General features: G+C 65.7%; 23 protein-coding genes. 13 read left to right on the top strand and 10 right to left on the bottom strand.

Annotated elements, in window-relative coordinates:
- Positions 1-165 precede the first annotated feature (165 nt).
- The 3 genes from ACIPUB_RS08635 to ACIPUB_RS08645 form a co-directional block, all read right to left on the bottom strand.
- The gene (locus ACIPUB_RS08635) at positions 166-432 is read right to left on the bottom strand and encodes a hypothetical protein (RefSeq protein ID WP_407606993.1); all 267 of its coding nucleotides are present in this window, start codon (positions 430-432) and stop codon (positions 166-168) included.
- Complete coding sequence (locus ACIPUB_RS08640; RefSeq protein WP_407606994.1) at positions 425-1726, bottom strand: S8 family serine peptidase; 1302 nt, start codon at positions 1724-1726, stop codon at positions 425-427. Before ACIPUB_RS08640 ends, ACIPUB_RS08635 begins: the two co-directional genes overlap by 8 nt.
- Before the next feature lie 133 nt (positions 1727-1859).
- The gene (locus ACIPUB_RS08645) at positions 1860-2429 is read right to left on the bottom strand and encodes an isochorismatase family protein (protein ID WP_407606995.1); all 570 of its coding nucleotides are present in this window, start codon (positions 2427-2429) and stop codon (positions 1860-1862) included.
- 106 nt (positions 2430-2535) lie between these two features.
- Between ACIPUB_RS08645 and ACIPUB_RS08650 the strand changes: the two genes are divergently transcribed.
- On the top strand, positions 2536-3327 hold the full coding sequence (locus tag ACIPUB_RS08650) for a PIG-L deacetylase family protein (RefSeq protein ID WP_407606996.1): 792 nt from the start codon (positions 2536-2538) through the stop codon (positions 3325-3327).
- A 29-nt stretch (positions 3328-3356) separates the two neighbouring features.
- On the opposite strand, the gene ACIPUB_RS08655 is transcribed toward ACIPUB_RS08650, so the two are convergent.
- The gene (locus ACIPUB_RS08655; protein ID WP_407606997.1) at positions 3357-4496 is read right to left on the bottom strand and encodes a class I SAM-dependent methyltransferase; all 1140 of its coding nucleotides are present in this window, start codon (positions 4494-4496) and stop codon (positions 3357-3359) included.
- Positions 4493-5167 carry a YigZ family protein gene (locus ACIPUB_RS08660; RefSeq protein WP_407606998.1) on the bottom strand — a complete coding sequence of 225 codons (675 nt, stop codon included), beginning with the start codon at positions 5165-5167 and terminating at the stop codon, positions 4493-4495. The genes ACIPUB_RS08655 and ACIPUB_RS08660 overlap by 4 nt, the downstream gene beginning before the upstream one ends.
- Before the next feature lie 63 nt (positions 5168-5230).
- Between ACIPUB_RS08660 and coaE the strand changes: the two genes are divergently transcribed.
- The 4 genes from coaE to uvrB are packed head-to-tail and all read left to right on the top strand — an operon-like array spanning position 5231 to position 8802.
- Positions 5231-5839, top strand: a complete 609-nt coding sequence (gene coaE, locus ACIPUB_RS08665; protein ID WP_407606999.1) for a dephospho-CoA kinase — start codon at positions 5231-5233, stop codon at positions 5837-5839.
- Positions 5829-6182, top strand: coding sequence for a hypothetical protein (locus tag ACIPUB_RS08670; RefSeq protein WP_407607000.1), 354 nt, complete (start codon positions 5829-5831; stop codon positions 6180-6182). Before coaE ends, ACIPUB_RS08670 begins: the two co-directional genes overlap by 11 nt.
- Entirely contained in the window at positions 6179-6652 is a 474-nt protein-coding gene (locus ACIPUB_RS08675) for a hypothetical protein (protein WP_407607001.1), read from the top strand. Before ACIPUB_RS08670 ends, ACIPUB_RS08675 begins: the two co-directional genes overlap by 4 nt.
- A 47-nt stretch (positions 6653-6699) precedes the next feature.
- On the top strand, positions 6700-8802 hold the full coding sequence (gene uvrB, locus ACIPUB_RS08680; protein WP_407607002.1) for an excinuclease ABC subunit UvrB: 2103 nt from the start codon (positions 6700-6702) through the stop codon (positions 8800-8802).
- Between the two features lie 108 nt (positions 8803-8910).
- Here uvrB and ACIPUB_RS08685 read toward each other — a convergent pair whose 3' ends face one another.
- Complete coding sequence (locus ACIPUB_RS08685; RefSeq protein ID WP_407607003.1) at positions 8911-9150, bottom strand: DUF2188 domain-containing protein; 240 nt, start codon at positions 9148-9150, stop codon at positions 8911-8913.
- A 415-nt stretch (positions 9151-9565) separates the two neighbouring features.
- On the opposite strand from ACIPUB_RS08685, the gene ACIPUB_RS08690 reads away from it, so the two are divergent.
- Together ACIPUB_RS08690 and ACIPUB_RS08695 are read left to right on the top strand one after the other, a co-directional pair.
- Positions 9566-10597: a TerC family protein gene (locus ACIPUB_RS08690; protein WP_407607004.1), complete on the top strand. Its 1032-nt coding sequence runs from the start codon at positions 9566-9568 to the stop codon at positions 10595-10597.
- A gap of 85 nt (positions 10598-10682) precedes the next feature.
- A complete protein-coding gene (locus ACIPUB_RS08695; protein WP_407607005.1) occupies positions 10683-11996 on the top strand; it encodes an MFS transporter in 1314 nt (437 codons plus the stop codon).
- Here the strand turns inward: ACIPUB_RS08695 and ACIPUB_RS08700 are convergent.
- Positions 11993-13276, bottom strand: a complete 1284-nt coding sequence (locus tag ACIPUB_RS08700) for an alpha/beta fold hydrolase (RefSeq protein WP_407607006.1) — start codon at positions 13274-13276, stop codon at positions 11993-11995. The two genes, ACIPUB_RS08695 and ACIPUB_RS08700, sit on opposite strands and share 4 nt — an antisense overlap.
- Positions 13273-13752, bottom strand: a complete 480-nt coding sequence (locus tag ACIPUB_RS08705; protein WP_407607007.1) for a GNAT family N-acetyltransferase — start codon at positions 13750-13752, stop codon at positions 13273-13275. The genes ACIPUB_RS08700 and ACIPUB_RS08705 overlap by 4 nt, the downstream gene beginning before the upstream one ends.
- A gap of 115 nt (positions 13753-13867) precedes the next feature.
- On the opposite strand from ACIPUB_RS08705, the gene ACIPUB_RS08710 reads away from it, so the two are divergent.
- Positions 13868-14722 (top strand): metal-dependent hydrolase, encoded by an 855-nt coding sequence (locus ACIPUB_RS08710; RefSeq protein ID WP_407607008.1) that lies wholly within the window; start codon positions 13868-13870, stop codon positions 14720-14722.
- Between the two features lie 57 nt (positions 14723-14779).
- Here ACIPUB_RS08710 and ACIPUB_RS08715 read toward each other — a convergent pair whose 3' ends face one another.
- Positions 14780-17311, bottom strand: a complete 2532-nt coding sequence (locus ACIPUB_RS08715) for a DEAD/DEAH box helicase (RefSeq protein WP_407607009.1) — start codon at positions 17309-17311, stop codon at positions 14780-14782.
- Between the two features lie 52 nt (positions 17312-17363).
- On the opposite strand from ACIPUB_RS08715, the gene ACIPUB_RS08720 reads away from it, so the two are divergent.
- The 3 genes from ACIPUB_RS08720 (at position 17364) to ACIPUB_RS08730 (ending at position 20093) form a co-directional block, all read left to right on the top strand.
- Positions 17364-18152, top strand: a complete 789-nt coding sequence (locus tag ACIPUB_RS08720; protein WP_407607010.1) for a trans-aconitate 2-methyltransferase — start codon at positions 17364-17366, stop codon at positions 18150-18152.
- 40 nt (positions 18153-18192) lie between these two features.
- Positions 18193-18504 (top strand): hypothetical protein, encoded by a 312-nt coding sequence (locus ACIPUB_RS08725; RefSeq protein WP_407607011.1) that lies wholly within the window; start codon positions 18193-18195, stop codon positions 18502-18504.
- A gap of 134 nt (positions 18505-18638) precedes the next feature.
- On the top strand, positions 18639-20093 hold the full coding sequence (locus tag ACIPUB_RS08730; RefSeq protein WP_407607012.1) for a DUF222 domain-containing protein: 1455 nt from the start codon (positions 18639-18641) through the stop codon (positions 20091-20093).
- On the opposite strand, the gene ACIPUB_RS08735 is transcribed toward ACIPUB_RS08730, so the two are convergent.
- On the bottom strand, positions 20080-20742 hold the full coding sequence (locus ACIPUB_RS08735) for an MBL fold metallo-hydrolase (protein WP_407607013.1): 663 nt from the start codon (positions 20740-20742) through the stop codon (positions 20080-20082). The genes ACIPUB_RS08730 and ACIPUB_RS08735 overlap by 14 nt on opposite strands.
- Before the next feature lie 85 nt (positions 20743-20827).
- Between ACIPUB_RS08735 and ACIPUB_RS08740 the strand changes: the two genes are divergently transcribed.
- Entirely contained in the window at positions 20828-21211 is a 384-nt protein-coding gene (locus ACIPUB_RS08740) for a GntR family transcriptional regulator (protein ID WP_407607014.1), read from the top strand.
- Positions 21212-21273: 62 nt separating this feature from the next.
- On the top strand, positions 21274-24156 hold the full coding sequence (uvrA, locus tag ACIPUB_RS08745) for an excinuclease ABC subunit UvrA (protein WP_407607015.1): 2883 nt from the start codon (positions 21274-21276) through the stop codon (positions 24154-24156).
- The last annotated feature ends 79 nt before the right edge of the window (positions 24157-24235 follow it).

Consider the following 24235-nt stretch of genomic DNA (forward strand, 5'->3'; position numbering starts at 1 on the left):
TGATCCACCTGAAGTAGACGACAAGAACCCCCGCTCCAGCAATGGAGCGGGGGTTCTTGCCATTTTCCGGTGACTTGGGCGGTTTGGCTCCCCGGAGGTCGCGGAATCGCCCGAGGCGGCCAGGGTTCCGCATCGCGGTTCCCGGCGTCTCCAGGCCCATCTGCGCTACTGGATGTCGCTATCCGGCGGGTTGATGCGGAACTGCCGTTCCGGGTCGACGGATTGCACGCCTTCCAACCCGGCCAGCGTCGTGCGCTTGGATTCCTCGGCCCGGCCGATAATCTGGCCGAGCGTGCCGAGCACCCTTTCGACCGTCATGCCTGCCGATTCGAGCTGCCCGGTGACTTCCTTCACCCGGCCCAGGTACTGGCTCTGCACGGTGACGATGTAGCCGACGGTTTCCGCGGGCTGTTGCCCCGGGTCATCACCCATGGCCGTAAAAGCTTTCAGATGCGTCATCCTCCGCCGAAGGTTCACGGGACACCGGTTCGGACACCGGTTCGGGCGCCGGAGCAGGTGCCTGCTCCCGGGCCGGTGGCGGAGCTTGCGCCAGGCCCGCCCCGACGTCGACGGAGAATTGTTCGAGCCGTTCGGACTCCTGGACGAGTTCCGCCCAGAGTTCCCTGCCCCGGTAACCGGTGGCCTCGGACAGGAGCGCCGCAACGCCGGCAACATGCGGGGTAGCCATCGACGTGCCGCTGATGGTGTTGTACCGCTGGGCACCGGGCCAGGAGGAATAGACCTTCACTCCGGGACCGGAGACATCGACCTGGCCACCTCGGCCCGGCAGCGTGCGGGCCGAGAAGTCGGCGACGAGCAGGTTTTCGTCAAGTGCGGCGACGGACAGGATATAGGGGCTGTTGGCCGGTGCGCCGACGAATCCCGGGTTGCCCGCCGACCGACGGGCGTTGTTGCCGGCCGCGGCGACGATGAGGGTCCCGCGCTCCAGGGCACGGTGGCCGGCGGCGACATAGGGCGGGTGGACCTCCCGCACGTCGGCCCCCAGCGACATCGAGATGATGTGGCAGTCGTTTTGCAGGGCCCAGTCGATGCCGGCGAGGATCCCGGTATCGGAACCCGAACCCTCGTTGCTGAGCACCTTGCCGGCGAAGATGGAAGCCTCCGGGGCCACGCCGTAGGCCCTGGCTCCCGGCAACGGGCGCGGTCCGCAGGCGGTTCCGATGCAGTGGGTGCCGTGGCCGTGCCCGTCGTGGGAATCCTCGCCCTCGATGAAGGACATGGTGGTGACGTCGCGTCCGGCGAAATCCGGGTGTCCGGCGTCAAAACCGGTGTCCAGCACCGCAACGCGAATGCCCCGTCCGGTGTAGCCGGACTCCTGGGCGCGCACCGCCTGCAGGCCCCAGGTCAGTTCGTCGTTGTCCGCGAAGGGCGGTCCCGCAGCAATGCCCGGCTCCGGGGCCGGGCTCGAGAGGATGTGGTACATCAGTTCCGGGACGATCCTCAGCGGCATGTTGCGCGAATCGCAGCGGGCCTGCAGTTCACCGAGCTGGGCTGATTCCCCGCCCACGACAGCCACCCCGAGGCGCGGGAAGTAGGTGTCCAGCGAGAAGCCCTCCCGTTCCAGCATGGTCGGCACCTCCTCCTGGAGCGTGCGGGCGCCGAACCTCTCCCCGGCGGAGGGGTGCGGGTCGGCAAAGACGACCACGTACCGTCCGGGGACGGGAACGGCGGCGTTGGCTGTGGGGGATTCGTCGGAAATGATCAAGGCTTGCTCCTCAATGCGGGGGGTGCGTTGCCGTCCGGCGGTGGCCGTCACGACAACCCTGGGATGGTTCTCCTGCGTGACAAGTTTCTAGCACCCTACAGCCCGGAAGGGGGCCTTGGGTAGGGCAAACGGTTCAGTCGTTCAACACCACGGGGCGGAACCCGACCTCCTCTGAGCGTTCCAGCGAGAAATCCTGGTTGGGGTAGTCCAGCGAGGCAAAGTAGGCGTTGGTGTGCGCGATGATCTGGTCCCCGGTCAGGCTCTGTCCCTCGAAGGTCGCGGCCCCTGTCGTGTGGGCATCCCGCACCACCGTGACGTCGTAGCCCATGGCCGCCGCGCGCCCGGCCGTGGTGCGCAGGGAGTAATCCGATTGCGCGCCGCAGACCACCAGTCGCCCCACGTCCCCGGCGATCAGGGAGGCGTGCAGCCCGGTGCCGGTGAAGGCATCGCGGTACGACTTGTGGATCCGGTGCTCCCCGTCCAGCGGCTCCAGCGGGGCGACCATCCGCCACGGCGTCGAGTGGCGCTCGAATTCGCGTTCATCCTGCACCCAGTACACGGGGGTGCCGGTGTCGCGGGCCCGGGCCAGGAGGTCCTGGATGCGGGAGATGACCTTCTTGGGGTGCACGCAGTATTCCATCACGCCGTTTTGCATGTTGATGATGACCAGTGCGGTTTTCGTTCCTTCGAGTGACTCGTCCATGGAAGCAGTATTGCACCCCCTGGCGGACGCGGGTGAAGGCGCGCCCGCGGAATGGCCGTGCCCGCCCCACTGTTGCGCGGTGTCGGCCGGGACTAGAATTTGCCCCATGAACGAGCCGCATACCATCGCGGTCGTCGTTGCCCATCCCGACGACGATGCGTATGGTTGCGCGGGTTCCATTGCCATGCACGAACACGACCCCGGATTCCGGTTTGTGCTGGTGCTGGCGACCGACGGGGCTGCCGGGCAAATCTCAGCCGGCGTGCCGGTGACCCCGGGAACCCTCGGCGCCTGGCGGCGGGAGGAAAGCGCCAACGCGTGGCGTGCCCACGGCACCATCCCGGTGCGCCACGAATGGCTGGGCTACGACGATGGGCGTCTGGCGGAGGTCGACTTCGAGGAACTGGTCGCGCGGGTCCACACGATCCTGTTGCAGGAACGGCCGCAGGTGGTGGCGACCTTCGGTCCGGACGGGATCACCGGGCATCGCGACCACATCGCCATCGGGGCCGCCACCGACGAGGCGTTCAGGCGTGCCCGCGAGGTCCCGGGGCCCGGACTGCGACGCCTGGTCCATGGCGCCATCCGCGCCTCGGTCTTTGAACGGTGGAACACCGTGCGCCGGCGCACCGGTGCCGTGGCGTGGGATCCCACGCTCGAATACCACCTGCGCCCGGTCCCGGACGAGTCCATCGACATCGAGGTCGACACCTCCACGGTGTCCTGGCGCGTGGTCGCCGGGCTGCTGGAACACCGCAGCCAGCGGGACGTGCTGATGGACCCGGGAGTGACCGTCGGCCGGTGGCAGCGCGTGGTTTCGCGCGAGCCCTCGGTCATGGCCTGGCCGGGCCGCGCCGCCGGGGAACCGCTGCTCACAGACCTCTTCCAGGGCCTCTGAGCCGCCGCGTTCACGGCCCGGACGGAGCCCTACCTCTTCGTCGACGCCGTCACGGTGAACTTCGGGTTCCTCGCGACTTGGCGGGTGGGCCCCACCAGCTTTTCCAGCTGCCCGCGGTAGCCCAGGTGCGAATTCCAGACGCACCACAGCTCCCCGCCGGGCGCCAGCACCCGTCCGGCATCGGCAATCAGCTTCAGGGCGATCCCCGCATGCACGGTGTTGCCCATGTGGAAGGGCGGGTTCAGGACCACCAAGGACTCGGAGGCGTCTGGCAGCGAGGCCAACGCGTCGTCCTGCACCGCGGTGATCCGGTCGGCGAGGTCGTTGGCGGCCGCGGTGGCGCGCGTGGAGGCCACGGCCGAGGCCGAGTGGTCGGAGGCACGCACCGTGAGGCCCGGATGCCCCAGGGCCAAAAACGCGGCAATGGTCCCGTTGCCGCAGCCCAGGTCCACGGCATGCTGCGCGTCGCCCGGTAGCGTCAGGTGCTCGAGCAGGAAGCGGGTCCCGGGATCCAGCTTGGCCCCGCCAAAGGTCTGCGCGTAGGCGCGCACCTGCAGCGGTTCGGGCAACCCCAGGGCGTGGACGGCCTGCAGCGGAAAGCGCGCTGCGGGGCGCTGGGCCGCCGGGCGGACAGCGGTGGCGGTGAGCACCCGGGACTTTTGGCGTCCCAGCGAGGCCGTGACCGAGGCGAAGTAGCGTCCCAGCACCTCGTTCATGGACAGGCTCATGTGCTTGATGCGCCCGGTGGCCATCACCGTGACGTCCGCCGCGGCATATTCTGCGACGAAGGCGAGCATCTCCTCCAGCGCGTCCAGTGACCGGGGCAATGCCACCAGCACCAGCGCGGCGCCTTCAAGCAGCTCGCGGCCCAGGGGCAGGTGCCGGTATTCACCGGTGAGTTCCGGCAGCAGGGTGTGGGCATTGGCGTCGATGGCGCGGACGCCGGAGAGTGCGTCCTGGTGCACGCGCAGCCCGCGCATCCCGGCCTCCAGCGCCCCGAGCACCAGGGCGCCGTAGTGGTCGCCCAGGACCACCACCCGGCCCGGCTCGCCCGGCCATCCGGCCTCGGCCGCCAGATCCAGCAGCAGCCTGTCCGCTGCATCGACGGCCTGTAGGTTCTCCGCCTCCACGTCGGGCCAGCGGCGCAACTTGTCGAAGTCAAGGCTCATCGGACGTCCACCCATTCGGTTCCAAGGTCTGTTGCGGTGCTGGCCCCGGCACTGAGGCTGGCCAGCCGGTCGGCGAACGCCGCGAGGACCGGCGCCTGGTCATTGAGTGCCACCCGCAGCGTGGCAAGCCGTGGCCCGTAGTCGGTGCCCAGGACCTGGACGCCGCCGGCCCGCAGGTCGTTTTCCAGCCGGCCGGCCGCGGCGTAGTCGGCGTCGACGCCCAGGATCCGCAGGCGTTCGCGGCGCAGCAGCGGGGCAGCGTCCAGCGCCGTGGACACCGACTCGGAATAGGCGCGCACCAGACCTCCGGCGCCCAGCAGGATCCCGCCGAAGTAGCGCACCACAACTGCGGCGATGTCGGACAGGTCGGTGGTCCCGGGCGCGGTCTCCCGCTTGGCCAGCGCGTCGAGCATCGGAATGCCGGCGGTGCCCGATGGCTCGCCGTCGTCGTTGCTGCGCATCGCGGTGCGGTCGGGGCCCAGGATGAAGGCGCTGCAATGGTGGCGTGCGTCGAAGTGCTTCTTGCGCAGCTCGGCGACCAGGGCGCGGGCAGCTGCCTCGGAATCGACCCGGCGCAGGTAGGTGATGAAGCGCGAGCGCTTGATCTCCAGCTCGGCCGCGAAGTCGCCGTCCACCGTCGTGTAGGCCGTCGCCACCGAATCATTGTCCATTACCTGATCAGTCTAGTGTTTTGCGCCTCCGCGTGCCCGCCGCGCCTCGGTATGCTGGGACACATGCTCAATGTGGGACTCACCGGCGGGATAGCCGCCGGAAAATCGGCAGTCGCCCGGCAGCTTGCCGAACTCGGGGCCGTGCTCATCGACGCCGACGCCATCGCCCGCTCCGTGGTGAACCCCGGAAGCCCGGGCCTGGCGGAGGTCGCCGAGGCCTTCGGCCCCGGAATGCTCACGAAAGCCGGTGAGCTGGACCGTCCGGCGCTGGGGGCACTGGTCTTTGCCGACGCGACCGCCAGGGAAAAACTGAACTCCATCGTCCACCCGCGCGTGCGGGCCGAGGCCGCCCGGCAACGCGCCGCGGCGCCTCCGGACGCGGTCATCGTCCAGGACATCCCGCTGCTGGTGGAAACCGGGCAGGGAAGCGACTTCGACCTGGTCATCGTGGTCGCCGCGCCGTTGGACGAACGCCTGCGCCGCATGGTCAGGGACCGCGGAATGGACGAGGCAGATGCCCGCGCCCGGATTGACGCGCAGGCCACCGACGCGCAGCGCGCGGCCGTCGCCGACATCGTCATCAACAACTCCGGCTCGCTCGCGCAGCTGCGCCAACAAGTCACAGAGATCTGGGAGAAGAACATTGCCCCATCCATCAGCCGTGCCCGCTGAGCACCCCGCGGACCCCGTGAACGACGGGAACTCGCGGGCCAGGGAGGAACTTGCGGCGCTGCTTGCCGCCGAATCCGCCAAGGCCCGCACCGAAATGCGCGTCGTCCGCGGACTCTGGGCCTTGGCGTTTATCGCCCTGGCCGGTGCCCTGGTGCTCTGGCTCTTCTTCGGCGGGCGCGAGCAGTTCGTCTCCCGGGACTCCGGCTACGACGCGCAGGTGCTGCTCCCGGCCTGGCTCGCCCTTGCGGGGCTCCTTTCCGCCACCGGCGCCACCATCGTGTTCATGATCCGGTTGATGCGCGGCGCGCTGGGCAACATCGTGGAGCGGCAGGCCCGCAAGTGAGGACCTCGATGGTCGCCGAATCCTTCCTCCGGCACGCACCTGCCGACGGCTCGGCCCCGCAGCTTCTCAGCATCCAGCGTGACCCCGAACGCGCAGCGACGCTGGAAGGCACCACCGGATCGGTCCAGCTGCGCTACCACTCGCTGCAGCTGGTCCCCGTTGACCTTGTCGACGACCTGCCCGGGATCTGGCTTGCCCTGCTGGAAGCCGTCGAGGGCTATCTGGCCGACGGGAGCTCGGAGGTTCCCTACCCGTCGATCGATGCGAACATCCTGCTGACGGGAACCGGGAGCATTGCCAAGTTCACCGTCGGGAAGGTTCGCCACATCGTGGATGCCGGCGAGCTTGTCGAAGGCATCCTGGGCGGGGCGGCCGACTACTTCGGCTTCGCCTCCGGCGCGCAGGACGCGCCGATCGCCCGCATCGGCCGGCTGCGTACCAGGGCCGCCGCTGCCGGCCTTTCAGCCTGAGGCGAGCGCGCGGGCAAAGCGGGGGTGCCAGGGCGTAGCCTAGATACATGAGTCTTGCGCAGCAGATCAACCGCGTCGTCGCCCCCTTCGAGGTCATCAGCGAGTTCAAGCCCGCCGGAGACCAGCCAACCGCCATCAAGGAGCTGTCCACCCGCATCAACGCCGGGGAAAAGGACGTGGTCCTGCTGGGTGCCACCGGCACCGGCAAGTCCGCGACGACCGCCTGGCTCATCGAGCAGGTGCAGCGCCCCACGCTGGTGATGGTGCAGAACAAGACCCTCGCCGCGCAGCTGGCCAACGAGTTCCGCGAGCTTTTGCCCAACAACGCCGTGGAGTACTTCGTCTCCTACTACGACTACTACCAGCCCGAGGCCTACGTCCCGCAGACCGACACCTTCATCGAGAAGGACTCCTCGATCAACGAGGAGGTCGAGCGGCTGCGCCACTCGGCCACCAACGCGCTGCTGACCCGGCGCGACGTCATCGTGGTCGCCACGGTCTCCTGCATCTACGGACTGGGCACCCCGGAGGAATACGTCGCCGGCATGGTCACCCTGAAAAAGGGCATGGAACTGAACCGCGATACGCTGCTGCGCAAGTTCGTCTCCATGCAATACGCCCGCAACGACATGGACTTCCACCGCGGCACCTTCCGGGTGCGCGGGGACACCGTGGAGATCATCCCGATGTACGAGGAGCAGGCGCTGCGCATCGAGTTCTTCGGCGACGAGATCGAGTCGATCCACACGCTGCACCCGGTCACGGGCGAGGTGATCCGCGAGGAAAACGAGATGTACGTGTTCCCGGCCAGCCACTACGTGGCGGGTGCCGACCGGATGAACCGCGCCATCAAGGACATCGAGGACGAGCTGCAGCAGCGCCTGTCCACCCTGGAGAACCAGAACAAGTTGGTGGAGGCCCAGCGGCTGCGCATGCGCACCACCTACGACCTGGAGATGATGGAGCAGATGGGGTTCTGCAACGGCATCGAGAACTACTCCCGGCACATCGACGACCGTGCCGCGGGCACCGCCCCGCACTGCCTCATCGACTACTTCCCCGACGACTTCCTGCTGGTCATCGACGAATCCCACGTCACCGTCCCGCAGATCGGCGCCATGTACGAGGGCGATATGTCGCGCAAGCGCACCCTGGTGGAGCACGGCTTCCGGCTCCCATCGGCCATGGACAACCGACCGCTGAAGTGGGACGAGTTCCTCGAGCGCATCGGCCAGACCGTGTACCTCTCGGCGACCCCCGGCAAATACGAACTCGGCAAGGCCGACGGCGTGGTCCAGCAGATCATCCGCCCCACGGGCCTGATCGACCCCGAGATCATCGTCAAGCCCACCAAGGGCCAGATCGATGACCTGCTTGACGAGATCCGCGCCCGCGTCGAACGCAACGAGCGCATCCTGGTCACCACGCTGACCAAGCGCATGGCCGAGGACCTCACCGACTACTTCACCGAACACGGGGTGAAGGTCCAGTACCTGCACTCCGACGTTGACACGCTGCGCCGCGTGGAGTTGCTGCGCGAGCTGCGCATGGGCCTGTTCGACGTGCTGGTGGGCATCAACCTGCTGCGCGAGGGCCTTGACCTGCCAGAGGTCTCGCTCGTGGCGATCCTGGACGCGGACAAGCAGGGCTTCCTGCGCTCGGCGACCTCGCTGATCCAGACCATCGGGCGCGCCGCGCGAAACGTCGACGGCCAGGTGCACATGTATGCGGACAAGATCACCGACGCCATGGCCCAGGCGATCGAGGAGACCAACCGGCGCCGCGAGGTGCAGCAGAAGTACAACAAGGACCACGGCGTGGATCCGCAGCCGTTGCGTAAGAAGATCGCCGACATCACCGATTCGCTGGCCCGCGAGGACGCCGACACCCAGGAACTGCTGAACAACCAGCGCCTGGCCAAGACCGCCAAGCGCTCCAGCGCCGGCACCAAGAAGGCCCACGAGACGGTGCGGGCCGACGGGCTGGCGGCGGCCCCGGCGGAGAACTTGGTGGACATGATCGAGCAGATGACCGAGCAAATGCACGCGGCCGCCGCGGAGCTGCATTTCGAGGTCGCCGCCCGGTTGCGCGACGAGGTCTCCGAACTGAAGAAGGAATTGCGCCAGATGAAGAACGCGGGCCACGCGTAGGTCAGCCGGCCGATCCTTCCGGCGCCGGCACGACAAGAACCTCCCCGGTGGTCAAAGCCCGGGGAGGTTCATTTCGTACCGGCAGCAATGCCGCGCGGATCAATAATTTCAGGCCAGGTCATACTCGCGGTACGCGTGCCCGTCGAGGGCATGTATGACGATATGGGCCGGATGCGTTGCCGCTTCCTCATGGGCAGCCTTTACTGCCTCTTTTACCGTGTGGAAGTGCACGTGCTTGCGAGTGTGGCTTTTGTGCAGATCCCACTTCTTGTCGTCCTCGCCCTCAACGGGCATCACGTGGAATACCCACGGGTTGACTACTTTTTTATCATCCAGTGCTGTGGACATGACATCCTCCTGGCGGTTGTTTCAGTCCTCCTGGCGGGGCTTCGCCAAATGTATCGCTTGGCCAAGGCGCAAGCCCTCCCCATTCAGTGCACACCTGCAATCAAGCAAAAGCAATATCGGCTGCTCACAAACCCGTACCCAGAGTTGGTTTGGCTCGAAGTGCTCCACCGTTACCGGTGTCGGCTCCGTGTCGGCACCCCGGGTGGGGCCCCGGGTCATTCACGTGCCTGAAACATGTTTGCGTTAGACTTGTCCAAGCGTAGGGGAGTATCCCAATTGTGCTGTGATCGTCAACACGCGGGGCAATGATGCCCCGCCGGGCGCAGCGGCCGACCCAATCTGAATGGGCGGCGGAGAGACTTGCGGTAATTCCACGTACCCCGTTTTGAAAGGCCCCACATTGGGAAACCACGGCTTGTCACTGCAGTTTGAGATTATTTCTCTTTCCGCATTGTGCATCATTCTTCTGCTTGACCTGCTTTATGTGGTCAAGAAACCACACGAACCCTCGATGAAGGAATCCGGCCTGTGGGTCGGTTTCTATGTCACCCTGGCCCTGATCTTCGGCGCCATTGTCTGGTGGCAGGCGGGCCCGGACATCGGCCAGCAATTCATTGCCGGTTGGGTGACTGAATACTCGCTGAGCATCGACAACCTCTTCGTGTTCATCATCATCATGGCCCGCTTCTCGGTGCCGCGTAAATACCAGCAGGAAGTGTTGATGTTCGGCATCATCATCGCCCTGATCCTGCGCGGCATCTTCATCATTCTCGGTGCAGCTGTCATCGAAAACTACTCGTGGGTCTTCTACATCTTCGGTGCGTTCCTGCTCTGGACCGCCTGGAAGCAGGCCACCGACAAGGGCGAGGACGAGTCGGACGGCGCCAACAACGGCCTGGTTTACAAGATGACCAAGAACCTGCCGATCTCCAAGGAATACGACGGCAACAAGCTGCGCACCGTCGTCGACGGCAAGAAGATGTTCACCCCGATGGTCATGGTCTTCGTGACGATCGGCATGACCGACCTGCTCTTCGCCGTGGACTCGATCCCGGCCATCTTCGGCCTGACCCAGTCGCCGTTCATCGTCTTCACCGCGAACCTGTTCGCGCTGATGGGCCTGCGCCAGCTGTACTTCCTGCTCGGTGGCCTGATGGACCGCCTGATCTACCTCAAGCACGCGCTGTCGATCATCCTGGCCTTCATCGGCGTCAAGCTGGTCTTCCACGCGATGCACGTCAACGAGCTCTCCTTCATCAACGGTGGCCGTCACATAGAGTGGGTTCCGGATATCTCGATCACCGTCTCGCTGGTGGTCATCCTGGGCACCATCGTGATTGCCACGGCCGCCTCGCTGCTTTCCCCGGCCGGCCGCCGCGCCGCCGAGGAGCACAAGGCAACCAAGGCAGCTAAGGCAGTAGAAGAAGCCAACAACGACTCCAAGTAGTCGCCAGGCACAGGCGGGGTCCGTTTCCTTCGGGAGGCGGGCCCCGCAGCTCTTTAACCCCCCTTACGTTGCTAGACTGCCGAGGGTGACTGTATCCCGGAAAACCCTGCTCATCCCCGAGTCAACGCGCACCAGGGCGCAGCGCCGCGTGGTCTTCACGCTCTCCGCCTCCCAGCTGCTGTCCGGCGTGGGAAACGGCGCGGGGCTGGCCATCGGATCGCTCATGGCCGTGGAGCTGACCGGGTCCAACGCCTTCGCCGGTGCGGCGACCACGGCGATCTCTGTCGCCGGGGCGCTCAGTGCGCTGCCGCTGGCGGCCCTCGCGGTGAAGCGCGGCCGCCGCGTGGCGCTGTCCTTCGGCTACTTCCTGGCCGGGCTGGGTGCCATCGGCATGATGCTGGCCCCGGTGCTGGAGAGCTTCGCGGTGCTGATGCTCGGGGCTGCGCTGCTGGGCGTGGGCAGCGCGGCAAACCTGCAGGCGCGCTTTGCCGCCACCGACCTTGCCGACGACGCCACCCGCGGTCGCGACCTGGGTCTGGTGGTCTGGGCCATCACGATCGGAGCGGTTGCCGGCCCGAACCTCATTGGACCGGGAGCAGTGCTGGGCCAGGGCCTGGGGCTGCCGCCCATGAGCGGGCCGTTTCTCTTCTCGCTCGCCGGAATGGTCCTGGCCATCCTGGTGCTGAACATCGGGCTGCGCCCGGACCCCATCGACCTGGCCCGCGCCTGGGAAGCCGCCGACGGCGTTGCCCCGCACCCGCCGGCGATGGGCCGCCGACGCGGATCGCTGGCCACCGGGCTGGTGGCGGTGCGGGAATCGCCAGGAGCGGCGCTGGGCATCTCCACCATCGTGGTGGCGCACCTGGTGATGGTGGGCGTCATGTCGATGACCCCGGTGCACCTCAAGGACCTTGCTGCCATCCCGGGGCACGAAATGCACGGGGGCACCGCCGACATCCTGGTGGTCATCGGGTTCGTGATCTCGCTGCACATCGCCGGCATGTATGCGCTCTCCCCGCTCGTCGGCTCGCTGGCCGATAGGATCGGGCAGCCGCGGATGATGCTGGCGGGCCAGGGCGTGCTGGTGGCGGCGGTGCTGGTCGCCGGGCTGGGTGCCGACTCGCGGGCCGCGGTCACCACCGGCCTGGTGCTGCTGGGCCTGGGCTGGTCCATGTGCACGGTGTCCGGCTCAGCGTTCCTGGCCTCGCGGGTGGAGCGCGGACGCCGCGTGCTGGTCCAGGGTGTTTCCGACACCCTCATGGGTGCCGCCGGGGCGCTGGGCGCCGCCGGTTCCGGATTGTTGCTGGCGTGGCTGGGCTACGCCGGGCTCGGCTACCTGTGCCTGGGCTTCATCCTGCTGGTTGCCGTCTTCTGCGTGCGCGAGGTGGCGCGGGCCTAGGAATCCGCGTTGCTCATTTCCAGCAGCTTCGCGAAGATCATCGAGCCGTCGTCGCCGATCCCGTCGTGATGGAACCCGTCGGTTTCCCACACCCGCATGTTGCCCACCGCGGCGGCGGTCTCCATCGACAGGTCCCTGTCCACGTACACGTCGTGCGTGTAGACGGCGGCAGCGACCGGCACGGTGTTGGCAGCCAAGACCTCCGGGTCGTAGAGCCGGCCCCAGTCCTCGTGTTCGGCCAGGACGCGCGCTGTTTCCTCCAGCGGGCGCAGCACCGGGTCGGAGTCGAAGTACCAGCGGTACACCATTTCCCCGGTCAGCAGCGGGGCCGCCGCGTCGGGGGAGAAGGCCGGGAATTCCCCGAGCACGCGTTCGGCCGACCAGTTGGTGGCGGCGCCCTGTCCATAGATCGACTCGTGCAGCAGCGCATAGAGCGGGTTCGTGGTGCGGTCGGCCTGCTCGGCAACGGCGGCCAGGAAGGTGTCCGAGAGCCGCTTGCCGCCGGGAGTGTCGATGAAGGCGCCCTCCAGGACGTGGTGCAGGGAGTGCACCCGGGTGTTGCCGCCCAGGAACTGGCCGAGCATCTGCACCAGCGGCACGGTCAGGGTCCGCCCGCCCGGCAGGTGTTCCTCGGTGGTGCGCAGGTGCGCGACGACCTCGTCCAGGATCCGGCGGTCCTGCGGGTACCAGCCGAAGTATTCCTCGTTGCGCGCAGCCATCCGTGCGTACGTGGCGCGGTAGACGGTGTCGGCGTCGGCGGTGAGCGAGGCCAGCCCGCCGGTGACCAGGCAGCGGTCAAGGGCCGTGGGGGCCAGGGACAGGTAGGTCAGCGTGCAGAAGCCGCCGTAGCTTTGGCCGAAGGTGCTCCAGGAGGAGATCCCCAGGGCGCGGCGGATCGCCTCGGCGTCGTGCACGATCGCATCGGCGCGGAAGTGGGTGAGGTAGGCGGCCCGGGCCGCCGCGTCCCCGCGCAGCGGCAGGGACTGGCGGTTGGCCGGGGTGCTCAGGCCGGTGCCGCGCTGGTCCAGCAGCAGGATCCGGAAGGTCTTGGCGGCCTCCGCCATCCAGCCGGTGAGCGAGGCGGGGCGCGGGGACTTGCCGCCGGGCCCGCCCTGCAGGAAGAGCAGCCACGGCATCGCCGAGGGGTCCTCGTGCTTGGTGGAGGTGATCTCCCGGGCGAACACCGTCAGGGTCTCGCCCTCGGGCCGGGAGTGGTCAAGCGGCAGCTCGAAGTAGTGCTCGGTGCTGCGCATGCCGCGGAAGACGTGGGTGGTGCTCATTTCCGGTTCCCCAATGCCGCCAGCGCCGCTCCCTCGAGCCGGCGCACCGTCCAGCCGTCCATCGATCCGGCGCCGAGCGAGTCGTAGAAGCCGATGGCCGGTTCATTCCAGTCCAGCACGCTCCACCCCACGCGTCGGTAGCCGCGCTCCACCGCGATCTGCGCCAGGGTGGCCAGCAACGCCTTGCCGTGTCCGGCGCCGCGGGCACTCTCGCGCACGTACAGGTCCTCCAGGTGGATCCCGTGCGTGCCCTCCCACGTCGAATACGTCAGGTACCACAGGGCGAAGCCCAGGACGGTGCCGTGCTCCTCGACCACGTGCGCATGGACCTTCGGGTCGGCTCCGAAGAGGTGGGCGACGAGATCGGCCTCGGTGTTTTTCACCGCGTCGGGCTCGCGCTCGAAGATGGCCAATTCGTGGATGAGACCCAGGATGGCGGTGGCGTCGGAGGGCTGTGCCGGGCGAATCAAATGCATGTGACCAAGCCTACCGGCAGCGTTTGCGTGCCGTGAATCCAACGCGTGGGTGCGGGCCCCTAAGGTTGGGGGCGATGGAGAAGCAAGAACCACAGCAAGGACGGCACCAAGCAATATGATGGGCGGCCACCACGCGGCCACCGGCGCAGCAGCCTGGATCGCGTTGACCACGAATTTCAAGCTCCCCACCGGGAGCCTCCCCGAGCACCTTCCCTGGCTGCCCGACGCCATCCCGCTGGGCTTCGGCCTGCTGGAGCAGTCCCCGATTGCCGGGGTCGCTGGGGCGATGGTGTGTGCCGGGGCGGCGCTGTTGCCCGACGCGGACCATCGCCGGGCCACCATTGCGCACTCGTTGCCGCCGGTGTCCAACGCGATCTGCGCGGGCATCGGCGAGGTGTCCGGCGGCCACCGCAACGGCACGCACTCGTTGCTGGGCATCGCCGCATTCACGTTCATGGCGTGGGTGCTGGGCATGTGGACAGTGGATTCCACCCGCTTCGGGTTGGTCTATCCGGGTGCCGGGTTGTTGGCGGTGCTGCTGGTGTCCTTCGCGTTGAAGGCGTTGAAGTTCATTCCCGACACCATGGCGAAGCTGCCGTGGCTCCTCTCGGTCCCGGCCGGCATCTTCGTGGCGGTGTTCTCGCCGGACGAGCAGAATTGGCTGGTGCTGGCGGTGGCAGTGGGCTGCACGGTGCACATTGCAGGTGACATGCTCACCGTCGGCGGCTGCAACCTGATCTGGCCGGTGCGGATCCGTTCCCCGCGTTTCATCCGCCGCGTCCCGCTGCTCAAGGACGTGTGGAAGCCGGGTGGCCGCATCGCCATCCCCGTGCTGGGGCGGGCCGGTTCGGTGCGCGAGTGGCTGCTTTGCGTGCCGGTCTCCGCATACGCGCTGGCCGGGCTGGTGGTGCCGATGGTGCTGTTGGCCCACAACCAGGTGCTGCCGCTGACCAAGTTGCTGGGCTTTTAGCGCAAAGGAAATGCGCCCGCCGGAATCGATCCGGCGGGCGCATTTGCATGTGCCGTCCTAGTCCTGGCGCCCCACGCCTGTCACCGTGATGACCGGGTAGCCGGCCTCGTCGGAGTCGGCCAGGTTCACCGTCGCGTCGATGCCCCAGTCGTGGTGGTTGGCCGGGTCGGCGAAGACCTGCCGCACCTTCCATGACTCCTTGGACGGGGTGATCAGCAGAAGGTTCGGACCACGGCCACCGGGGCCGTCGTCGATGTCCTCATGTTCCTCGAAGTACGCGTCCATGGCATCGGCCCAGGCATCGGCACCGAAGCCGCTGTGCCCGTCCAGCTCGGCCAGGGCACCGTCCTGCTCGTCGGCGAAGAGCTTCACGCGGCGGAACATTTCGTTGCGCACCATCACGCGGAAGGCGCGCTCGTTGGAGGTCAGGCGCTCGGGGGCCGGCGGGATGATCTCGGCGTCGGGCTCGTGCAGCACGCCGTTGGCCAGTTCCTCCCATTCGTCCAGCAGCGAGGAGTCGATCTGGCGAATCAGTTCCCCGAGCCATTCGATGAGGTCCGACAGGTCCTCGCGCAGCGCGTCCTGCGGCACGGTCTGGCGCAGCGCCTTGAAGGCGTCGGTGAGGTAGCGAAGCAGCACGCCCTCGGAGCGGGCCAGCGAATAGAACTGCACGTATTCGCTGAAGCTCATGGCGCGTTCATACATGTCGCGGACCACCGACTTGGGGGCGACCTCGAAGTCGCCGAGCCAGGGGGCGCCGGCGCGGTACTGCTCGAACGCGTTGCCCAGCACCTCGGCCAGCGGCTGCGGGTAGCTGACCTCCTCGAGCGCGGCCATGCGATCGTTGTACTCCATGCCCTCGGCCTTCATCGCGGCGATCGCCTCGCCGCGGGCCTTCTTCTCCTGGGCCGAGAGCACCTGGCGCGGCTTTTCCAGCGTCGCCTCGATGACCGAGACCACATCCAGCGCGTAGCCGGGGGACTCGGCGTCGAAGAGCTCAAGGGCCGCCAGCGCGAAGGGGGACAGCGGCTGGTTCAGCGCGAAGTTTTCCTGCAGGTGCACCGTGAGGGCCAGCATGTTGCCGTGCCTGTCGGGGTGTTCGAGGCGCTCGACGACGCCGGTGGCCAGCAGCTCGCGAAGGATGCCCAGCGCCTTGCGCTGCAGGGCGCGCTGGCGCACCGGCGGCTCGTGGTTCTCGGTGAGCAGCCGGCGGGCCGCGGCAAAGGAATCGCCCTCGCGCGCCAACAGGTTCAGCAGGATCGAGTGCGTCACGGCGAACGAGGAGTTCAGCGTCTCGGGGGTGGAGGCGATGATCCGCTCGTAGGTCTTCTCGCCCCAGCTCACAAATCCCTGCGGCGGCTTCTTCTTGCTCACCTGGCGCAGCTTCTTGGAGTCGTCGCCGAACTTCGCCAGCGCCTTCTCCATGGCCTTCTTGTTCTCGATGGAGTGCTCGGGCGCCTGCACGACGACGGTCCCGGCGGTGTCGAACCCGGCGCGGCCCGCGCGTCCGGCGATCTGGTGGAATTCGCGGGCGTTCAGGATGCGGGTGCGCACCCCGTCGTACTTGGACAGCGCGGTGATCAGCACGGTGCGGATGGGCACGTTGATGCCCACGCCGAGGGTGTCGGTGCCGCAGATGACCTTGAGCAGGCCGGCCTGGGCCAGCTGCTCGACCAGCCGGCGGTACTTGGGCAGCATGCCGGCGTGGTGCACGCCGATGCCGTGGCGGACCAGCCGGTTCAGGGTCTTGCCGAAGCCGGGGGCGAACCTGAATCCGGCAATGAGCTCGGAGATCCGGTCCTTTTCTTCGCGCGTGCACACGTTGATGCTCATCAACCCGCTGGCCCGGTCGATGGCTTCGAGCTGGCTGAAGTGGACCACGTAGATCGGCACCTGTTTGGTGCCCAGCAATTCCTCGATAGCTTCCTGCACCGGGTCCTGCGAGTAGTAGTAGTGCAGGGGGATGGGGCGTTCGGCGTGCGCCACGGTGGTGGTGGCGCGCCCGGTGCGCAGCGTGAGTTCGTCCTCGAACCGGGTGACGTCGCCGAGGGTGGCGCTCATGATCAGGAATTGCGCCTGCGGGAGTTCCAGCAGCGGGACCTGCCAGGCCCAGCCGCGCTGCGGGTCGGCATAGAAATGGAACTCGTCCATGACCACCGGACCCAGGTCAGCGTTCTTGCCTTCGCGCAGCGCAATGTTCGCCAGGATCTCGGCGGTGCAGCAAATGATGGGAGCATCCTGGTTCACCGAGGAGTCACCGGTGACCATGCCGACGTTCTCCGCGCCGAAGATCTTGCACAGGTCAAAGAACTTTTCCGAGACCAGCGCCTTGATCGGCGCGGTGTAGTAGCTGCGTTCCCCGCGGGCCAGTGCATGGAAGTGCGCGGCGACCGCCACCAGGGACTTGCCTGAACCCGTGGGTGTGGCCAGGATGACGTTGTTTCCGGCCACGAACTCCATGACGGCCTCGTCCTGCGCCGGGTACAGCCCGATGCCGCGGTCCTCCACCCACTTCACGAAGGCTTCATAGGTTGATTCGGCGGTGGCACCGCGCGGGGGAGTGTTGGGCAGCAACTCGGTAAGTTTCATGATGTGTCCAAGACTATCGGTTTACGAAGGGCTTTCCGCTTACGCTGTGGTTATGAAATGGGACCCGAACAAGTACGTTCAGTTTGCTGATCACCGAGATCGCCCTTTTTATGATCTGACGGCCCGTATCACCGCCGCGACGCCACGCTTGGTGGTGGATTTGGGATGTGGCCCCGGGCCGTTGACGCATTCACTGGCCGAGCGTTGGCCAGACGCGCGCGTAGTGGGCCTGGACTCATCGGAAGAAATGATCGAGCAGGCGCGCGCGAAGCAACACGCGGACAATCTTTCGTTCGAGTCCGCCGATGCGTCGAACTGGATGCCGAAGCCGGAAACGGACGTGCTGGTCTCTAACGCCATGTTGCAGTGGATCCCCGAACACCGGCAATTGATCGCCCGCTGGCTTGAAGCATTGGCTCCGGGTGCTTGGTTTGCCGCGCAGGTACCGGGAAACTTCGGTTCGCCCTCGCACACCCTGATGAGGCAGCTTGCGGACACCGAGCGCTGGGCGCCGCAGCTGGCCGGCGTACTCCGGCATGATGACGCATCGGGGGAGCCCGCCGACTACCTGAAGATCTTGCTGGATGCCGGATTTGAGTCCGATGTCTGGGAAACGACTTACGGGCAAATTCTCTCCGGCCCGAACCCTGTTCTGGAATGGGTTCGAGGCACGGCCTTGCGTCCCGTCCTGGCCCGGCTCAACGCGGAAGACGCAGCAGAGTTCGAAGCCCGCTACGCGGAATTGGTTTCCGAGGCCTATCCTGCCATTGACGACCACCGGGGCGGAACCCTGACGTTATTTCCATTTCGTCGCATCTTCATGGTGGGCCGCAAGCGCTAGGTAGTTCCCTGGGCAGGTTGCCTTCTCCTATGGTGAAGGCATGAAGAAGAAGATTTTCCCAGCGCTCGCAGCGGCCGCCGTGTTGCTGGGTGCTTGCGCAGGACCTTCCGCGGACGAATTCCGCCAACGCGATCCTGAGGGAAACACTGCCTGCATCCACTTTGGCAGCGGGTACACGGACGACGGAAGCGTAGGAAGCGCCAACATGGCCAAGGCCGCGGAACATGGTGCTGCGTCGTCAACGGAGTCGATTCGAGCAGCGGTATCCACGGATGCCGCCGGAGTCCCGGTCATCACAGACGAGGAATCATTCAAGAGCGCGTGCGAAGCGCAGGGGATGCGCTTCAGGTAAGCGGGGATGTGCAACGTGCTTCTCCGCACGGTGCCCAGAGTTGTTTTTCGATCCCGTGTTGACATGGATTTTTGGGAGCCAGAAAATGCATCAAGCACTTCACATTCACTTGGGGCAGGCGTATAGTAGTAAATATGTTCGAAGAGTGCGAAAGTTACTTATCGAACCCGAGCTCGCTCTCCGCCGAGGCCGCCGGGGAAATACTCCTTGGCCACCGCCACATACCCGTCGGCATGGAAATGCCTGCCAGGGAACGCGCGTTGGCACAAAGGCCCGGTGACGAGTACGTCGATTTCATCGACGACGTGGGCGTTGCCATGACTCTCCTGCCGCAAAATGTTGGAGAGCAGGTCAGGGTGGCGCGGATTTCGGCACTCGAAAGGGCCAAATCAGCAATCTGCGCAGCCCAGGCCAAGGAAGCGTACGGGCTCGAGCAGGACATCATTGCCCGGCATGAGGACGAGGGGATCTACAAGGAAAACCCGAACCGAGGTGCAGGTGCCGAAGTGGCACTGGCTCGCAAGGCCGCACAACGCCTGGGGTCGGGCTTCATCTCCTACTCGAAATCCATGATCGAGCACATGCCCTATACCTACAACGCCCTGGAGCGCGGAGAACTCAACGAAGATCGGGCCATGCTCCTGGTGCGCGAAACGAACCATTTGGATCCCGGCGTCCGCGAAATCATTGACCGGGAAATCGCAGGTGAGCGTGGGGCGTTGGAAGGCGTAGGCGACAAGCAATTGCTGGCCCGAGCCAAGAAGGAAGTTCTGGCGTTCGACAACAGCAAAGACATGAACAACCATGCCGACGCGATGAATAAGCGTCGCATATCCGTGACGCCCACCCCCGACGGGATGATGCGAGTGAGCGGCCTGCTCCCAGTCATTCAAGGCGTCGCATTCCAAGAAGCGTTGATCAAGGAGGCCGCCAGGCTTCGCTCGACAAATGACGAGCGCACCGATGCGCAGGTCATAGCCGACACCGTCGTGGAGCGTGTCACGGGTCAGGAACTGGCCTCGCGCCCGCCACTGATGATTCACGTCGTGATGACGGACCGATCCCTACTTTCCGGTGATGGGGAGCCGGCATTCATCAAAGGCTACGGGACGGTATCCGCAGAATACTCACGTTGGCTGATCGCTGGTGACCGCACCGGTCGTGACGGTGAAAACGAAGCCGAAGCCTGGGTCCGACGCCTCTATACGGCGCCGGTCAGCGGTCAGCTCGTGGCCATGGAGTCGGAGGCGCGGATTCTTCCGCAGAAACTTAAGGACTTGATTTCTGTACGTGATCAATTCTGCCGCACACCCTATTGCGACGCACCGATTCGCCACTACGACCACGTTTACCAAGTGGCCAGGGGCGGAAAGACGACGGAAGTCAACGGTGATGGCCGATGCGTTCGGTGCAACCACACGAAGGAAACATCCGGTTGGGAAGAATTCGTGATTCTGGGTCCCCGGCACACGATCTTGATAAAAACGCCCAGTGGGCAGATGTACCGAGCCATGGCCCCGCCGTTGCCGGGGACACTGGAATCACCTCCGCCTGGCTCGACCGACAGTGTCTTAACTACCAGCCTCTAGCGCGCCATTCCTTCAGGCTCGGCCGCTCTGCACCCAACGTCGTTGTGGCCCCGTGACCCGGAAGCACCAGGGTTTCATCGGGATACTGCTCGAAGAGTCGCGTGGTTACGTCATCAAGCAACGAAGTGAAGCGCTTGGGATCGTTCTCGGTATTTCCCACCCCACCAGGGAACAGCGAGTCGCCACTGAAGATCACCGTGGTGCCTCCGCTGTCGCGAAGTACATAGGCGATGGATCCGGGAGTATGGCCGCGCAGGTGCACGCACTCCATGATTGTCGTCCCCACCGTCACCGTGTCGCCGTGATTCAGCGGAACGTCAATGGCCACATCGGCACCGTCCGCAATTCCCTTGACGTCCTCAGTACCCGCATAGGTCTTTGCCCCGGTTCGCTCCGCGTACTCATGCAGAGCCCTAATGTGGTCCCAATGCTGGTGAGTCGTGGCAATGCCCTCAAGCTTCGTTGCAACGCCTGAATCGGAGGAAGCCGAATCCACCAGGCTGTCGATGGCCGGCACGTCGTCGGCGGCGTCGATCAACAGCTGCGAGCCATCGCTCTTCGACGTCACGAGGTAGATGTTGTTGTTCATTTCGGAAACGCTCACGGACCGGACAGTCACATCGGTGAGGTCAAGGAAGTTTTCGCTCATGCCAACACCTTACGTGGAGCGGCGAGGGCCACGCGATAGTCTGAAATGCAGGCCCTGCCCGCACTACCAACGAAGGACGGCACATATGGACAGCAATCCACTCGCATTCATTGCTCTCGACAGCACCGACAAAACTGCTCCCTACCAACAGGTTAGGCAACAGATACTTGTTGCCATTTCGAAGGGACGCCTCAAGGCCGGTACCAAGCTGCCTTCGGTCCGTGCGCTCGCCGAGCAACTCGGGCTCGCGGTCAACACCGCAGCCAAGGTCTACAAGGAGTTGGAAGCCAGTGGAGCCGTCGTGACGCGGGGACGCCACGGCACCATTGTCCAGGCCACCGGAGACGAGGGGTCCGTGGCGGTGGCGGATGCCGCTTCGGAATTTGCGGCCGTTGCGACACGCTGGGGGATCCCAGAAAAAGCAGCCATTGGCTACGTTCGCGCGGCGTTCAGTTCGCAGGTGGGTTAGCCCTCAGTCTTGTTCCTCACAATGACACGCCATTCGAACCAGTTTTCGATTAGCATGTTCTGGTGGCTACTTCCCGCTCCCTCGAAACCCTCCGTCCGCACGACCTGACCCGTTTGGTGGTCAAGGGCGCGCGCGAGCACAATCTACGCAATGTCGACCTGGATTTGCCGCGCGATGCGATGATCGTCTTTACCGGACTCTCCGGCTCAGGCAAATCCTCCCTGGCCTTCGACACCATCTTTGCCGAGGGGCAGCGACGCTACGTCGAATCTCTCTCGGCATATGCCCGCCAGTTCCTGGGACAAGTCGACAAGCCCGACGTCGACTTCATCGAGGGGCTCTCGCCAGCAGTGTCGATCGACCAGAAGTCGACGTCGAAGAACCCCCGGTCCACCGTGGGAACCATCACGGAAATCTACGACTACATGCGCCTGCTCTGGGCCCGTGTGGGTCGCCCCTATTGCCCGGTCTGCGGCGAGGCCGTCACGAAGCAGACCCCGCAACAGATCGTTGACCAACTGCTTGAGCTGGAACCCAAGACCCGTTTCCAGGTCCTGGCACCCGTAGTGCGCGGCCGCAAGGGAGAATTCGTCGACCTGTTCAAGGAACTGGGTTCCAAGGGCTATTCCCGCGCACGGGTCGACGGCGAAACGATCCAGCTCAGCGATCCGCCGAAGCTCGGCAAGCAGTTCAAACACACCATCGAGGTCGTTATCGACCGTCTGGCCATCAACGACACCGTTCGCCAGCGCCTGACCGACTCCATCGAAACCGCGCTCAACCTCGCCGAGGGCCGGGTCCTGATTGATTTCGTGGACCTCGATCCGGAAGACGAGGGCCGTGTTCGCGCCTTCTCCGAAAACCTTGCCTGCCCCAACGAACACCCGTTAGCCATCGATGAGATCGAGCCCCGCTCGTTCTCCTTCAACAACCCATTTGGCGCATGCCCGGCCTGCAGCGGCATCGGCACGCGCCTTGAGGTCGACGAAGACCTGATCATTCCCGACGTCGAGATGCCGCTGGGACAAGGCGCCATCGCGCCATGGTCGCTGGGAGCAGCAACCAGCGAATACTGGAACCGCCTGCTCGAAGGCCTCGGCGCCGAAATGGACTTCACGCTCGAAACGCCCTGGAACAAGCTTCCGGCGGTGGCCCGCCAGGCCATCCTGCACGGCAAGGACCACAAGGTCGTCGTGCAGTACAAGAACCGTTTCGGCCGGGAGCGCAAGTACTCGACCGGGTTCGAGGGCGTGGTGCAGTACATCCACCGCAAGCACCTCGAAACCGAATCCGACAATGCCCGGGACAAGTACGAAGAGTACATGCGGCAGATCCCGTGCCCGGAATGCAACGGCGCACGCCTGAACTCCGCCTCCCTGTCGGTGCTGATCAACGGCAAGTCCATTGCCGAGGTCTCCGCCATGCCGATGCGCACTTGTTCCGAGTTCCTTGAGAACCTCGTCCTGAGCGGGCGCGAGGCACAGATCGCCACCCAGGTGCTCAAGGAGATCCAGGCCCGCCTGCGCTTCCTGCTGGACGTCGGCCTCGAGTACCTGAACCTGGAACGCGCCGCCGGCACGCTCTCCGGCGGCGAGGCACAACGCATCCGCCTGGCCACGCAGATCGGCTCCGGCCTGGTGGGCGTGCTCTACGTGCTTGACGAGCCCTCCATCGGCCTGCACCAGCGCGACAATCGCAGGCTCATCGAAACCCTGACCCGGCTGCGTTCGCTGGGCAACACCTTGATCGTCGTCGAGCACGACGAGGACACCATTGCCGAGGCCGACTGGATCGTCGACATCGGCCCGGGCGCCGGGGAACACGGCGGCGAGGTCGTGCACTCCGGATCACTGGCGGACCTGAAGGCGAACACCCGCTCCATCACCGGCGATTACCTCTCCGGGCGCAGGAAGATCGAGGTGCCCGCCAAACGCCGCAAGATCGACAAGAAGCGCCAGGTCACCGTCGTGGGCGCCCGCGAAAACAACCTCGAGGACCTCACCGCGCGCTTCCCGCTCGGTGTCCTGACGGCCATCACCGGCGTCTCAGGCTCGGGAAAGTCCACCCTGGTCAACGACGTCCTCTACAAGGTGCTGGCCAACAAGCTCAACGGCGCCAAGCAGGTTCCGGGGCGGCACACCCGCGTCGAGGGCCTCGAGCACCTGGACAAGGTCATCCACGTGGACCAGTCGCCCATCGGCCGCACCCCGCGATCGAACCCGGCGACCTACACCGGGGTCTTCGACCACATCCGCAAGCTCTTTGCGGAGACCAACGAGGCCAAGGTCCGCGGCTACCTGCCCGGCCGATTCTCCTTCAACGTGAAGGGAGGACGCTGCGAATCCTGCTCGGGCGACGGCACGCTGAAGATCGAGATGAACTTCCTTCCCGACGTGTATGTCCCGTGTGAGGTTTGCCATGGTGCGCGCTACAACCGCGAAACCCTTGAAGTGCACTACAAGGGCAAATCCATTGCCGACGTGCTGAACATGCCGATCGAGGAGGGCGCGGAATTCTTCGCCGCCTTCACCCCGATCGCCCGCCACCTGCGCACGCTGGTGGACGTGGGGCTCGGCTACGTCCGCCTCGGACAAGCCTCCACCACGCTTTCCGGCGGCGAGGCCCAGCGCGTGAAGCTCGCCGCGGAATTGCAGAAACGCTCCAACGGCCGCTCCATCTACGTGCTCGACGAACCCACCACGGGCCTGCATTTCGAGGATATCCGCAAGCTCCTGCTGGTCCTGCAGGGTCTCGTCGACAAGGGCAACACCGTGATCACGATCGAGCACAACCTCGATGTCATCAAGTCCGCCGACTGGGTCATCGACCTGGGCCCCGAGGGCGGATCCGGCGGCGGCGAGATCATTGCCGTCGGCACCCCGGAAGAGGTCGCCAAGGTCCAAGACAGCTACACCGGAAGGTTCCTCGCGCCGCTACTTGGCTAGGCCCCACGGCCGTTCGTGTATGCCGCTTCGGGCATGCACGGACGGCGATGGCGCCCAGTCCATGCGAGAATACAACAGT

The organism is Paeniglutamicibacter sp. ORCA_105 (assembly GCF_045798545.1).
GTDB lineage: Bacteria > Actinomycetota > Actinomycetes > Actinomycetales > Micrococcaceae > Paeniglutamicibacter > Paeniglutamicibacter sulfureus.

Excerpts from the sequence above, each read along its gene's own strand:
- ACIPUB_RS08635 (WP_407606993.1), bottom strand. The coding sequence starts at position 432 with ATGGGTGATGACCCGGGGCAACAGCCCGCGGAAACCGTCGGCTACATC.
- ACIPUB_RS08645 (WP_407606995.1), bottom strand. The coding sequence starts at position 2,429 with ATGGACGAGTCACTCGAAGGAACGAAAACCGCACTGGTCATCATCAAC.
- ACIPUB_RS08650 (WP_407606996.1), top strand. The coding sequence starts at position 2,536 with ATGAACGAGCCGCATACCATCGCGGTCGTCGTTGCCCATCCCGACGAC.
- ACIPUB_RS08655 (WP_407606997.1), bottom strand. The coding sequence starts at position 4,496 with ATGAGCCTTGACTTCGACAAGTTGCGCCGCTGGCCCGACGTGGAGGCG.
- ACIPUB_RS08660 (WP_407606998.1), bottom strand. The coding sequence starts at position 5,167 with ATGGACAATGATTCGGTGGCGACGGCCTACACGACGGTGGACGGCGAC.
- coaE (WP_407606999.1), top strand. The coding sequence starts at position 5,231 with ATGCTCAATGTGGGACTCACCGGCGGGATAGCCGCCGGAAAATCGGCA.
- uvrB (WP_407607002.1), top strand. The coding sequence starts at position 6,700 with ATGAGTCTTGCGCAGCAGATCAACCGCGTCGTCGCCCCCTTCGAGGTC.
- ACIPUB_RS08685 (WP_407607003.1), bottom strand. The coding sequence starts at position 9,150 with ATGTCCACAGCACTGGATGATAAAAAAGTAGTCAACCCGTGGGTATTC.
- ACIPUB_RS08700 (WP_407607006.1), bottom strand. The coding sequence starts at position 13,276 with ATGAGCACCACCCACGTCTTCCGCGGCATGCGCAGCACCGAGCACTAC.
- ACIPUB_RS08705 (WP_407607007.1), bottom strand. The coding sequence starts at position 13,752 with ATGCATTTGATTCGCCCGGCACAGCCCTCCGACGCCACCGCCATCCTG.
- ACIPUB_RS08710 (WP_407607008.1), top strand. The coding sequence starts at position 13,868 with ATGATGGGCGGCCACCACGCGGCCACCGGCGCAGCAGCCTGGATCGCG.
- ACIPUB_RS08715 (WP_407607009.1), bottom strand. The coding sequence starts at position 17,311 with ATGAAACTTACCGAGTTGCTGCCCAACACTCCCCCGCGCGGTGCCACC.
- ACIPUB_RS08720 (WP_407607010.1), top strand. The coding sequence starts at position 17,364 with ATGAAATGGGACCCGAACAAGTACGTTCAGTTTGCTGATCACCGAGAT.
- ACIPUB_RS08725 (WP_407607011.1), top strand. The coding sequence starts at position 18,193 with ATGAAGAAGAAGATTTTCCCAGCGCTCGCAGCGGCCGCCGTGTTGCTG.
- ACIPUB_RS08730 (WP_407607012.1), top strand. The coding sequence starts at position 18,639 with ATGTTCGAAGAGTGCGAAAGTTACTTATCGAACCCGAGCTCGCTCTCC.
- ACIPUB_RS08735 (WP_407607013.1), bottom strand. The coding sequence starts at position 20,742 with ATGAGCGAAAACTTCCTTGACCTCACCGATGTGACTGTCCGGTCCGTG.
- ACIPUB_RS08740 (WP_407607014.1), top strand. The coding sequence starts at position 20,828 with ATGGACAGCAATCCACTCGCATTCATTGCTCTCGACAGCACCGACAAA.